The organism is Microbulbifer mixtoriginis (SeqCode) (genome assembly GCF_052467705.1).
Genome location: NZ_CP174322.1, coordinates 2,505,830 through 2,518,287 on the forward strand (window position 1 = coordinate 2,505,830; position 12,458 = coordinate 2,518,287).

The window sequence follows — 12,458 nt, forward strand, 5'->3', positions numbered from 1 at the left end:
GCCCTTTGCCAGGAATAGGACCCCAAGACGGTAGGAAAATTTTAAGCTGCCTGAAATTTCAACAAGACAGTACATCCTGTTTCTGACTGGGGAATATGTGCTGAGCCAATGGGGTTGTGAATAAATGATCCCTCGGGATGATCGTCTCTGCCATCATTAAAGATCCCTGAAATCACAAAAATTTGTTCTGCACCGTCAACATGTGTTTCCACACCTGGGTATCTGGCTCCAGGTAGAAACTCGAAGACAGACACCCAGCTTCCTGCTTCCTCTCTCCAAAGACTTCTCTCGAATATGCCGGGAGCAACCTCCCTGGCTTCAATATTCTTCCAGTGACTAGACGTGATGCCAGAAAAATTCACTTGATTCATAGCAGTACTCTTCCATCTTAAACAACAATATTTTGCGCGCAAAGTATTGTTGTTTAAGTTCGGGTTTACCGTCAAGTACTTTGCGCGCATAATATATAGATCTGTTCAGTGAGTAATCAAGATGACTCCAAAAGAGTTCAATCTCCAAGAGTTGGTGTGTTTTGCCTTATATTCGACAGCGAACTCTATGGTGCGTGAATATAGGCCGGAGCTTGATCAGTTTGATCTTACCTACCCGCAGTTTCTGGTGATGATGAGCCTTTGGAATGAAGACTCTGTTTTCATCAAAGAGCTAAGCCATCAGACTTACCTGGATGCAGGCACCTTGACTCAAGTTCTGAAACGCCTAGAGGCTAAAGGGTTTATCGAGAGGCAAAAGTCCAGCGTGGACGAGCGTGCAAAAGTGATTGTCCTCACCCGAAAAGGGCGCGACCTAAAGCAGAAAACCTCTCATATACTTGAAGATATGGCCTGCAAGGTCAGATTAACGGCTGAAGAGCAACAGGACTTGACCTCACTGTGTCATAAAATTTTATCCCGGCTGAAAAAATAGGGTTGGACCTTATTCAATCGTCTATCACTTTGGTTTGTTATTTATGATTTTTTAATAACTCTTTGGCTTTGTTTGGAACTGACTCATAACTTGGGTATTCAGGAGCCCTTGATGCACAAAGACTCAGTAGCTTTATCGCTTCCTTTTTCTGATTGACTTTAAGGTAAGCTATCGCTAGAGAAAGTTGTGCATCTGGTAGGCAGTAGTGGGGCTTTAGATCAATGGCTCTTTTTAAAACCGCTATAGATTGTTTCCAATGATTTAATTCTTGGAGGCACATACCATAAGCGATGTAATATCTTGGGTCATTAGATGAGGCCGTTAACTGTGCATAAAGCTGGAGAGCTTGAGAAAGCTTCCCAGAAGTTTGGAGCTCACAAGCCCTGCGATAGCTTTTATCTCTGTCCATATTGATAGTGCTAAATTTAATCGTTAATTCCTACATATATTTCAATCCGATCCACATTCCCGCTCTCATCCAACACTGCAATTTGATGCTGCCCACTCTGTGGTGAGAGTGCAAAATTTTGAGTGCCCAATGTTTCATTCTTGGGTTCGCCGTTGATAAACCAGTAGCGTTTTCCTTGTCCTCCTATCGCGCTGAGATTTATACGTGGTAAAGGAGCGCTGTTACCGGTAGGAAGGTATCGGTTACCATTGCTGGCACCGACAATTTTCAGTGGGGTACCCGTAGTTGCGGTTGGGGCGTTACATTCGGGCGCTGTCGGTGGGATTTGTTGGTTCCGAGTTTGGTTGGTGGGCAACCAGGACTCCAGCTCCTTTGGCCACAGGGCAAGGCTTCTCTTTGTAGCAGAGGAGTCCATACAGCTGGGTTTTACCCGCAAGCCCTGTTGGTTGGCAAAGAAGTGGTAAGTTTGTGCAGCACGTAAAGGTTCTCCTTTTGGGGGGAGGGTTCGGGGCGCCCGGCCCTGGATAAGCCAGGCATTGCGCTGTTGGTGGCAGAGTTCATCTTCGGTTAACGACTTCTGGCCCCCTAACGGCCAGCAGATTTCTGTTTGGATTATTGATTCGGGTCTTGCCAGGCGTTGCTGCTTGTTACCTGGTAGAGATGAAATCACTGCGTTTAACAATGGCGTTGCACTGATGGAGCCGTAGTAGCCGGGGAGGGGGGTGCCGTCTGGGCGGCCTACCCAAATTCCTACGGTATAGCTGGGGGTTACACCGATCGCCCAAGCATCGCGGTAGCCGTAACTAGTGCCTGTTTTCCAGGCAATATCTGCTTTGCTTTGCCTTACTAGATTGCGCCAGCGGCGTGAGCCACCACTGTTGGAAGCCAGCATCTCAAATGTGATCCAGGCGGCCTCTGCAGACATCAGGTACCGCTCTCGCAGTGGAGTTTCGGGTAAATAGCGGGGTGCTGCGGATAGCCCGTCGCGCGCTAGGGCTGCATAAAGTCCGGTGAGTTGGTCCAGACGGGCACCTACGCCACCTAATATCATCGCTAGATTAGGTTTGCCGCCGCTGGGAAATTGTAGTGAGAGGCCGGCATTTTCCAGTGTCGCTGCGAATCGGCCGGGGCCGTAGTACTCCAGCAATTGCACGGCTGGGACATTGAGAGAGCGCTGCAAAGCGGCAGTAGCACTGACCGGGCCGGAAAAACCACGATGGAAATTCTCTGGGCGGTAATCTCCATAAATTCGCGGTGCATCACTGAGCAAGGAGGCGCTGTGGATCAGGTCTCCATCGATTGCCAGTCCATACAGAAATGGTTTGAGAGTAGAGCCGGGCGAGCGCGTGGCTCTCGCCATATCTACATAGCCATATCGACGTTTGTCACCGAAATGGGAGGCTCCCACATAGGCGCGTACAGATAAGTCGGAATTCTCCAGTACTATAACGGCGGCAGAAGTTTTCTGCGGATAACTCTCCATATAATCGCGCAGATAGTCCTCCAGTCCACGCTGAATATTGCCGTCTATGGTGGTGTTAATCACCTCTTGATCACCGATGCTTTCTACCAGCCAGCGGGATAAATGAGGGGCATTCTGTGGAAATTCCAGACGCTCCGCATAAACGTTTTCTAGCTGCGCGCGCTCGACCTCGTTTGCGCTCCAAACGCCGTAGACCTGTAACCGGGTCAGAACTTTATCCCGAGCTTTTTGTGCTCGATTTGGGTGCCTGTCCGGTCGCAAGCGACTGGGCGCTTGGGGTAATACTGCCAGGAGTGCCGCTTCGGCGTGGGTGAGATCAGCGGAGGATTTACGCAGGTATAAACGGCTGGCGGCTTCCACGCCTTCAATATTGCCGCCGTAAGGTGCCAGATTGAGGTAGAGATCGAGAATTTCCTGCTTGCTGAAATGCCATTCCAATTGCAGGGCGCGCAACATTTGTTTGGTCTTACCGATTAAAGTCCTGTGATGTGGATCTAGCAGGCGCGCTACCTGCATGGTCAGGGTGGAGCCACCGGAGACCACATGTCCATTGCGAAGGTATTGGCTGGCCGCCCGAACGAGCGCAAAGGGATTGATACCTGGGTGCTGATAAAAATGGCGATCCTCATAGGTGAGTAGTGCCTCGATAAATCGTGGCGCTACTTCATCTTGCGTGATGGGGTAACGCCACACGCCGCGATTATCAGCGAAGAAACGCAGTGGCTTACCATGGCGATCAGCCACTACCCGCGCAAAACCATGTGTTTCAGGCAAAGGTGGGGGGAAAATAGTATCCAGGGCCAACAATGTGACTAAAAGAAAGAAAGGTGAGATCAGCAGCACGCGAAACATGCGGCTGCTGTTTTTCCATCGAGCTATTAGTGTGGCTAACAGTTTCAATGCTTGCCGATTACCTGTACTTGCGCCATTGGGTTCTTGCCAATGGAAAAGCGTTCAGGGTTATACATATCCTCCACAAAGGGAGGTGGTACCTGGTAGTGACCGGGAGTTACTGCTCGGGCGATATAAAAGAGGTTGGTGGGTTTCCACTCAGATTGATCCAAGGCTGCCACAAATCGATCATCGCGGAATTCCATGTGTTGTATATTGTCCTGGTCGTCCTGCCATTGGGCGATACTCTTACCGTCGAATTTAAGCTCATTCACTTTGACACTATCGGCGAGGTTCTGGTTTTCCAGCTCAAACCCTGCGGGTAGCAGGTCTACTGCGAGAAGATCGGGCAGGCGTCGGTCCGCGTCGATTTGCAAGCGCACCAGATAGAGTTCACCTTCACGCACTTGAGTGGGTGCCACAGTTGAACCGTCTAGTTTGTGGTAGCTGCGTGTGATTTTAACGCCCTTATCCATCACCTCTGTAGGTGCCTGTTTGCTGTAACCATTAATGGTAATAGCAGCGAAGAGATTTTCTATTTGGCTGGTTACCTCAAATACCTCTGCGGCTTCACGACCACGGAAGAGAGTATTGTGTGGATTATCATCATTCACTTCCCGTAAACCATCAATGGTTTTTAATAAAGCAGACCAATTTTCACCGCCATTAAGCTGTAACTGAACGCCGGCCATAAATATACTGCCTCGTTCCTGCGTGCTTAGGTACTCCCGTTCACGGAGCAGATTCACCATTTCAAACAGCATCTCTTCGGCTTTGTCGGTAGCCAAATTATGCTCCAGCAATAGGGAGATCATCTGTGCAGTATCGCGCAGGTTAGAGCCATAATCGCCGTAGTAACTAAGGCGCTTGCGCTCAATGGAAAGGGCTTTTTGTAAGGCCTCTTGAGACAGGGTGTTATCGCCCATGGCCTGGAGAGCAATTGCCATATGTAACTGTGGTAGAGGGGATCGGGTTAAGTCAGCACCGCTTTCGTAAAGGCTGCGCAATTGGCCGAGCGAGATTTTTTGCACACGGGATAGCACATAGGCGGCATAGGAGCGGGCAGCATAAGCGTAAAAGTCAGGGTCACTACTATAGCGCTGTTGATAGAAGCTACCGCGCTCGCGGGCATATTCCTGCAGACGCTTGAGGGTGGACTCCAGGCGTGTGTTATCGAACACAATACCTTGATCACGTGCGCGCAGAAGTAAGTCGGCCACATAAGCGGTGAGCCATTGGTTCTCTGCTGATTCCGCACTCCACAGGCCAAAACCGCCGTTGCTTTTTTGCATACTGAAGATACGTTCGATACCTGCATCAATACGTCTCGCACGCTCGATTTCGTCCAGGGGTTCGATGCCCAATTTTTGTTGCTGTAGCGGCGTTGCCATCACCAGTGGATAAACACGGCTGGAAGTTTGCTCCAGGCAGCCATAGGGATAGCGAAGCAAATTTGCTAGGTGGTCCTGAAGTTGCAATTGCGGGCGGCTATCCAGGGATACTAATGTTTGTACCGTGTCCGGCATCAGGGAATCCAGAAAAGCCTTATCCGGGCTGAAACTCTCATCCTGCTCTAGAAGACGGCGCTGGGTATGCGTGGTGGCGGGCCAGGCTGGGCGAACACCCAGGCGCCACTGGCGTTCGATGGTGATATCCTGGCTATCTTCATCTAACGCACCATTTACTCTCAGTTGGAATTCGGCTTCACCAGTGGCCTCTTTAGCGGTAATGGGGAAGCGCAAAGTCTTGCGCTCGCCATCGGCCAGCTCTAACAGACGCTCTCCCATTTCCATATCCACAGCGCCCACAGACCGCATTTCCACAGTCAGTTTTTGCGTGCGGCCGCTCAGGTTGTTCAGGTCAAGCGCCAGTGTGCTGCGATCTCCGGGAGACATAAAACGGGGTAGGGCAGCTTGGGTGACTAATGGGGAGGCTACTATCAGTTCTCCTTCAGTACTGCCAAACCCCTCTTTACTGAATGACACCGCCATTAGGCGCAGGCTGCCATTGAATTCCGGCAGCTGAAGGGAAATTTTGGCTTTGCCTTGCTGATCGAATTCCACTGGCCCGGAAAATAGCGAAACGATCTGCACATCGGAATTGGGTTCTTCTCCACCACGCGCCAGTTCAGCATCTCCACCGAAACGTTGCTCCAACAGCTTGCCATTACCAGACTCAATAATTCGGTGATAGATATCGCGGACATCAACACTGTAGCGGCGCTGGCCGAAAAAGGCTTCAAAGGGATCTGGTGTTTCAAAGCGGGTGATATTGAGCACGCCCACATCTACCGCTGCCAAGGTGGTCCAGGCTGCGCCGCCATTTTTACCGATGGAGTCCAGGTCCGTGATTACGGTGGCTTCTATCTCTGAGCCGGGCAGGGCGCGTGCCGGGGCTTCCAGGCGCACAGGCAAGCGTCGGGCTTCCCGGTCCAGTGGCAAATGAGCCAGTCCGAAAGCGCGATTAGGGGCGATACGCTCATTCTTATCGGCCGGGCGCAGTGCGGTTACGGAAATATAAGTATCGTGACTGTCCCAGTCTGCTGAAATGGGAATTTCAACTTTGGTGCCCGATTTCTCTACCGATACACGCTCGGACCACAGCAATCGATCGCTCTCTACCAACACCAGCGCTTCACCGTCTGCCGGTGGCACTATAGTGAGCTGTGCTAAATCTCCAGGTGCGTATTTGGGTTTATCTAAAGATAAAGCCACGGTATCCGGGCGGGCCGCCTGGCCTTTCGCTACTTGGTCCTTACGCCACCAGTAATACCAGTCGCGCCCAGCATGGAAGCGCAGGCTGCTGGTGGCTCCGCTATTAGTATCGGTAATTTCCAAACGGTAGTGGCCATATTCCACAGGCACCGTGAGTTTCAGGGGAGTCTCTTCATTAAATTGCAGTTGGCGGCTGAAAGATTCGAACTCGGCAGTGGAGTATTCATAGTGCCAACCCTGGCTAGCGGAGTACTCCCAAAAATATTGGCGATCCTCTGAGATTAATACCGCACTGAGATTGCGGCCTGTGACCGGTTCACCTAGCGCATCGGCTACAACAATTTCGAATTCCGGTCGGCTATTGGCCGAGGGATTCTCCTTGCCAAAGTTAGGGCGAATGCCGACTAGTGGATGCTCGGGCCAAACCAGAACGGGATGTTGCCGAGTTACGGGGCGGCCGCCGGACTCGAACAGGCTCGAAACCAGATTAATTTTCAGCGGGCTCTTCGCGTGATTCCAACGGGATCGCAGCGGTAATTTGCCAAGCCCTTCAGCATCCAGCTCAATGGTGGACGCATTAAACTGGCGCGCGGGCAATCGCTCAGTGGCGTCCCCAAACAAAAACCCTTCCCATTGAGGGAAGGGTTCCCGGTAGTGGCTGACTTGTACCAGAGTTTCCAAGCGGTTGTTGGCGGCCGGAGCACCGTACAGATAGCTACCTTCAACTTCCAGTTCCAAGGCTTTATCGTGCCCCTGAACCAGGCTGCGCTCTTCACCATCCTGTAATACCAGCTTCATACGTTCCGGTAGAAACTCCTCCACCTTGAATGGGTAGCGCACTTTGCGTCCATCGGCCAATTCGACTTCCAGGCGCCAGTCACCCGTCGGAGCATTTTGAGGTAGGGGAAGCAGCTTCTCGTAGTATCCCGGCGCGCTGGCGTGCCAAGTGAAAGTACGGGCACTGGTGTTATCGGGTTTAATCAAGTCCGCCTTGATCGGTAAGTCTTTTAAATAGCGCCCGTCGTAATTGCGTAGCAGGCCGCTAACTTGTATGGATTCTGTGGGACGGTACAAATCCCGGGGACCGTACATAAAGAACTCCATCGGCCTGGAAGGGCGTTGGCCCAGCTTGAAGTCCGATAGGTCCAGCGCCGGTTCGCGCAAATCTAACAGAGAGAAATGGCCTGTATCTGGGTCTCGCGCAACAAAGAAGCGCTGGGAGTCCTCCTGCTCCTGGCTGAGCAGAAAACGAACATGCCCTTCTTTGGAGGTCGTCTGCTGTTTGATCAGTCCTCCTTTGTTATCCAGTAGCTCCACCTGGATGCCTTTCAATGCTTGACCCTCATCCAGAGAGGAAACATAGAGGTCAACGCTTTCCGGGTAGTAACGGGCATGTAAACCCAAGTTGGAAATAGAAAAGTGGGTGACATCGAAAAGGTTGGTGTTGTACACACCGGCCGGTTGCATGACTGCAACATAAATGCCTGGCTGCTTTAGAGGCTCAATATGGCCGATGGAGAGATCGAAATCCCGTTGAACATATTTTTCCTGGGTAAGATCAAAATGTGCACTGTAGATTAATTCGGCAACATTGTTCAGTGCTCTTAGCTGGTAGTAGTACCTCAGGGACTGATTGTTGACCAGGCTAAAGAAGTCGGAATAGTGTTCAGGCTTCACTCTGTGAAAATGGATTTGCACTGCTTCAATGCTGACGGCAGCCACTGGTAAGCCAGGTGTTACCGTAACTGGAAATATACTGCCGTTACTGGAGAAGCTGATACTGGGTTCGATACGCCGGGTGTGAACTGTTTCCTTCTTTAACTTTCGTAACTCGAATCCATCCTTACTGGGCAGGCCGGGGTGTATCGCTACACTGTAGCGTGTATTCGGCTCGATGTTGGTGAAGTAAAGGATCTTTTGGTTGTCAGATAAAACCCAGCCCCCATCGACATCTTCACCATTTTCCTGGGTGAGGGTTAGGTAGGAACCAAAATGGGCATTCCCCAGCAGTGGCTCAGAAAAGATCACCGCAATAGCTCGCGCATCTTTGTAGACCCGCTCGCCGATATGGAGCACCGTAAGAGCACTTTCCGTTGAATCCGCAACCAGCGGCATCGTGTCGTTGTTGGAAGTAGCAGCCTGCGAAGGAGCTTCTTCATTGGACTTGCTTAGGGGGTTGGTATCGGAAGTTGTTGATCCAGTCTCACTACTAGCCTTTTTAACACTAGCCTTTGGGGCAGAGACTAATGGGGGTGTTTCTTCCTTTGAATTTTCATCACCGCTTTTGAGTGCCCCATGGGTAGATGCCTTTTCAGTAGAGGGCTCGCTCAGCTTTTCTGGCTTCTCAGGCGTGCAGGCTATAGCAACAAGACAGAGAAGAATGACCGCAATCCAACGCGGTAAGCGGTGAGGGAACATGGATATTTCCTAGTTGGTAAAGAAAGTGGCGGACAATTTAGTTGGTCTTGAACGTTGTCTCAAGCTTTCGTATTGCTCAATGTGAGTTAGTAAGGGTATTGAGCTTGGTAATGAGTATTAGCGAAGGTGGGATAAGGAGCCAAGGAGATATCGGCAATAGGAGAATATGGTTCGTTATTGCTAAATGAAGTCGCGCAAGTAGGGTTTCTTAGGCTCGATTAAACTGCCAACACGTCTTTGCCTAGGTAGAAATAACAAGATACTAATTATTAGGCTGACTTTCTCTTGCGTTTGAATAGTTTTATCCAAAAGATCCCCTCAAAAACAACACCCAAAGCGAGAAAAAAGGCCCCGCCAACAGGCACACCAAATACATAGCAGGCAATGGCTGCTAGTAAGAATAGTAGGGCGACGGTGATCCTCTTCAATTTGGTGCTCCTTTTTGTTTTGTGTGTGGGCACAGGCTCAAGCTTGGCACACTTCAAAGACTATACTGAATGCCAGACCGAAACCCAACATAAATAATGCTTAGGCAGAGAACTACAGATCAGGATACTAATTCATTTCATATTAACGTGCCGCTTTGTATCGTGATACTGCCAGAGAACGTTAATAATCTTCCAGTCATTTTTTTCATTCTTATATAAGTGCATATAATCAATCCAATCATCGACTGTAAGCTTTACCGAGGCTACACGGTTATCAATATCAAGTATGTTGATATCAACCCTGGGGGACTCTGTAAATTTATCGCCTTCCTTATTGTAGTTTTCGGCCAACCAAACCATGGTTTCATAGTCTGTCTCCATGATGAATTCTGAGCCGTCCTTGGATTTCCAGTAGGTTCGCTTGGCTAGTTTCGTATCTAAACCTCTTTCCATTAGGCTTGGTTCAACTTTTTGTTGTGACTCAATGTAATCGAGTACGGCTCTGCGTATTTTGGTGTTTTCCTCAGCGGAATTGGCATATACATATGAAGTTAAAAAAGTTAACAGGATTAAAAGTATAAATTTATACATAATATTTTCTCAGGTATTGCTTGCTGTAGTGTTTGGAGAATAACGGATTATTGGTTAGTTAATGAGCTATCAGATTCTGCTTTGACAGATTGCTGAATAGATGAGTGATTAGAAATCATTGAGTCAATCCAGCTTGCATAATGACTTAAGCGAATGGAATAGGAAGTCTGGCCATAGGTGCCAGGGCGGAAGGTTCGTATATCAACGTTTTCCGCTTGCTTCCAGGATGTGAGTCCTGCGAGTAACCACTGGCCATCAATTTCAATTAGTACTGGGCCGCCACTGTCGCCATTTGTAGACATACCTTCAAGTGGTAACGCATTCGGGGCCTGATCAAAGTCATAGCCAAGCCAACGATTTTGAGTTGATGAGATTATGTTAAATGCTCTGCGGAGTTCTGTTCGATTGGGGCCTTTGGGGTCATGGCCGAGGTCAGCTGTACCCGTTGCTCCTTTTCCGATCAGCTTTACTATTTTTCCTTGCTCGTCACTTTCACGGTAAATTCCTACCGGATTAACATCAATGATAGGCTGAGAGAGTTTAATTAAGGCAATATCATCGGATGTGGCCAATAATGCTTCAATTTCACTGGCATCTCCCGTTTCTAGTGCCTCATCAATCATCCTTTGAGGTATCTTCTTGTAGCCGGGGTGTATCACCAGCTTATCGATCCTTCTGGAAGTGCCTTTAATGGTGACCTCTTCAATACAGTGTTGCCAAGTAACGGCATGCGCAGCTGTCGCAATCCACTCTGGGGAGATAAGTACACCGTGTCCTTCTTCCGGTAAATCTACAAGTGCGGGGAGTTCAGAGGCATCGATACGGTATCTTGAGTCACTCACATCATCGCGAATGGTTATTGCTATTACCACAGGTGTTAATACTAATTGGAAGGAAAGAAAAAGATATTTAATTGTGCGTATCATGAGCGATCTTTCTGTAAGTTATTGGTTATATAGATCATTGATGTCTGAAAAAATTAGATCTGACGTAGAGGCCTTGGCCTAGTTGCCACTAGTGAATCCTATCGCCAGATATTGGGCTGTAAATTAGAGGCTCCATTGAATTTAATTTCGGAACCTCGTATCCCTGAATTGAAGCTAACTAGCAGTAAAAGCTATATTTTACGGAATCTTTCAAAATAGGCACTAATTGTAGGTTAGGGGGCATCACTTCCTTAGTTTGACGGCAGTCCCAAAGACCATCATTTCACAAGACCCTTCCATAATGGCACTTGTTGAAAATCGGATACCTACTACGGCATCGGCTCCTTTCTGCTGGGCACTATCAATCAACCGTTGAAGGGCCTTATTTCTGGCTTCGGATAGCATTTCTGTATAGCCTCTTATCTCACCGCCAACGATACTCTTTAAGCCCGCCATAACATCACGACCAATATGCTTGGATTGAACAACGTTACCGGTAACCACTCCGAGTATCTCTTTAATTTCATATCCTGGTACGGTTTCAGTGGTTGAGTAGATCATGATACATTTCTTAATGTTGCTTGGTATGGTTCTTACTATGATTGCATGGGACATGCCTTGAAAAGAAGAAAGTACTACATTTTGATGAAACTAAAAATACGCCTTATTATTGGGGATGCTTGGAATTAGACTGGGATTTTGACACCCAGCTTCTTGCCATCATGATCGCAATAGAGAACTATCTAGGATATTCAAGAAAGCATTAAATGCTCTTTTTTCTCCGCCTCTACGAAATTTAAGTACGCACTTACCACATGATCAGGCGCCTCCCAATGCGGATAGTGCCCAATCTTTCCCAGCTCAATAATGTCTGCTGCCCGATCTATCAATTGACGAAATCGATCCACCATATGCTTCCCTGAAACTGGGTCCAATGAGCCATTGATTAGCAGTAGGGGGCCAGGGTATTGGTTTAGCGCGTCGATCCAACGCTGACGATGTTTGCGCCTGTCGTACATGTAGGTGATTAGTTTATAGAGGAGCCGGTTGCCATTCTTATATTGGAGAATTTGCCACAAGTCTCGCAATTCTCTGTCGGAGGGTTTTGTCTCTGGTCCGAAAATGGCACTGAAGCTGCGGCAAAACTGCTGGTAGCGCATTAGTTTATTGATTAGAGAGCCAATAGGAGAAAGCAGGAGTTTCTGCACGAGGCGAGCTTGATGAGTTTCTGGGAATAGGCCGCCATTCAGCAGGCACACCGAGATATACCCTGTAGTGCCGCCGTTGTTGGCTCTGGCGAGTAACTCCTGTGCTACGGAATCCCCATAATCATGCGCCAACAGGTGGACCTTGTTGATGTTTAAATGTTGAAGAAGAGCTTCATGTAAATCAGCTTGCTGGTGGATACTGTAGTTATGCTGTTTGGGTTTGTCTGAATAGCCAAAGCCCAGCATATCCATAGCAATGCAGCGATAGTGCTCTGTCAGTTGGGTCCATACCTTTTGCCAGTCATAACTACTGGTTGGAAAACCGTGGATCAAAAGCAGTACTGGTTTATGCCGACAGCTTGGGTTGCTATCGACATAGAAGAGTTGGTGGTCTTGATAATCAAATATCTTTCCGTTTGATAACCATTGCTGAGGTTGCATTGGCTGCTCCATTTCTTATTGTTGT

10 protein-coding genes are annotated in these 12,458 nt (G+C 48.8%); 1 reads left to right on the forward strand and 9 read right to left on the reverse strand.

Annotation, left to right across the window (positions count from 1 at the left end):
• Positions 1-41: 41 nt before the first annotated feature.
• The gene (locus ACJJIB_RS11120; RefSeq protein ID WP_444886088.1) at positions 42-371 is read right to left on the reverse strand and encodes a cupin domain-containing protein; all 330 of its coding nucleotides are present in this window, start codon (positions 369-371) and stop codon (positions 42-44) included.
• Positions 372-492: 121 nt separating this feature from the next.
• Between ACJJIB_RS11120 and ACJJIB_RS11125 the strand changes: the two genes are divergently transcribed.
• Positions 493-924, forward strand: a complete 432-nt coding sequence (locus tag ACJJIB_RS11125) for a MarR family winged helix-turn-helix transcriptional regulator (protein WP_444886089.1) — start codon at positions 493-495, stop codon at positions 922-924.
• Positions 925-961: 37 nt separating this feature from the next.
• On the opposite strand, the gene ACJJIB_RS11130 is transcribed toward ACJJIB_RS11125, so the two are convergent.
• The 8 genes from ACJJIB_RS11130 to ACJJIB_RS11165 form a co-directional block, all read right to left on the reverse strand.
• Positions 962-1,333, reverse strand: a complete 372-nt coding sequence (locus ACJJIB_RS11130) for a hypothetical protein (protein ID WP_444886090.1) — start codon at positions 1,331-1,333, stop codon at positions 962-964.
• A 16-nt stretch (positions 1,334-1,349) separates the two neighbouring features.
• Positions 1,350-3,668: a penicillin-binding protein 1C gene (gene pbpC, locus ACJJIB_RS11135; RefSeq protein WP_444886091.1), complete on the reverse strand. Its 2,319-nt coding sequence runs from the start codon at positions 3,666-3,668 to the stop codon at positions 1,350-1,352.
• Between the two features lie 44 nt (positions 3,669-3,712).
• A complete protein-coding gene (locus ACJJIB_RS11140) occupies positions 3,713-8,839 on the reverse strand; it encodes an alpha-2-macroglobulin family protein (RefSeq protein ID WP_444886092.1) in 5,127 nt (1,708 codons plus the stop codon).
• A 269-nt stretch (positions 8,840-9,108) separates the two neighbouring features.
• Positions 9,109-9,267, reverse strand: coding sequence for a hypothetical protein (locus ACJJIB_RS11145; protein ID WP_444886093.1), 159 nt, complete (start codon positions 9,265-9,267; stop codon positions 9,109-9,111).
• A 132-nt stretch (positions 9,268-9,399) separates the two neighbouring features.
• Complete coding sequence (locus ACJJIB_RS11150) at positions 9,400-9,858, reverse strand: nuclear transport factor 2 family protein (protein ID WP_444886094.1); 459 nt, start codon at positions 9,856-9,858, stop codon at positions 9,400-9,402.
• Between the two features lie 47 nt (positions 9,859-9,905).
• On the reverse strand, positions 9,906-10,784 hold the full coding sequence (locus ACJJIB_RS11155) for a S1 family peptidase (RefSeq protein WP_444886095.1): 879 nt from the start codon (positions 10,782-10,784) through the stop codon (positions 9,906-9,908).
• A 243-nt stretch (positions 10,785-11,027) separates the two neighbouring features.
• Positions 11,028-11,345, reverse strand: coding sequence for a heavy metal-binding domain-containing protein (locus ACJJIB_RS11160; protein WP_252085798.1), 318 nt, complete (start codon positions 11,343-11,345; stop codon positions 11,028-11,030).
• Positions 11,346-11,536: 191 nt separating this feature from the next.
• Positions 11,537-12,433 carry an alpha/beta fold hydrolase gene (locus ACJJIB_RS11165; protein ID WP_444886096.1) on the reverse strand — a complete coding sequence of 299 codons (897 nt, stop codon included), beginning with the start codon at positions 12,431-12,433 and terminating at the stop codon, positions 11,537-11,539.
• Positions 12,434-12,458: the final 25 nt, after the last annotated feature.

Excerpts from the sequence above, each read along its gene's own strand:
- ACJJIB_RS11120 (WP_444886088.1), bottom strand. The coding sequence starts at position 371 with ATGAATCAAGTGAATTTTTCTGGCATCACGTCTAGTCACTGGAAGAAT.
- ACJJIB_RS11125 (WP_444886089.1), top strand. The coding sequence starts at position 493 with ATGACTCCAAAAGAGTTCAATCTCCAAGAGTTGGTGTGTTTTGCCTTA.
- ACJJIB_RS11130 (WP_444886090.1), bottom strand. The coding sequence starts at position 1,333 with ATGGACAGAGATAAAAGCTATCGCAGGGCTTGTGAGCTCCAAACTTCT.
- pbpC (WP_444886091.1), bottom strand. The coding sequence starts at position 3,668 with ATGTTTCGCGTGCTGCTGATCTCACCTTTCTTTCTTTTAGTCACATTG.
- ACJJIB_RS11140 (WP_444886092.1), bottom strand. The coding sequence starts at position 8,839 with ATGTTCCCTCACCGCTTACCGCGTTGGATTGCGGTCATTCTTCTCTGT.
- ACJJIB_RS11150 (WP_444886094.1), bottom strand. The coding sequence starts at position 9,858 with ATGTATAAATTTATACTTTTAATCCTGTTAACTTTTTTAACTTCATAT.
- ACJJIB_RS11155 (WP_444886095.1), bottom strand. The coding sequence starts at position 10,784 with ATGATACGCACAATTAAATATCTTTTTCTTTCCTTCCAATTAGTATTA.
- ACJJIB_RS11160 (WP_252085798.1), bottom strand. The coding sequence starts at position 11,345 with ATGATCTACTCAACCACTGAAACCGTACCAGGATATGAAATTAAAGAG.
- ACJJIB_RS11165 (WP_444886096.1), bottom strand. The coding sequence starts at position 12,433 with ATGCAACCTCAGCAATGGTTATCAAACGGAAAGATATTTGATTATCAA.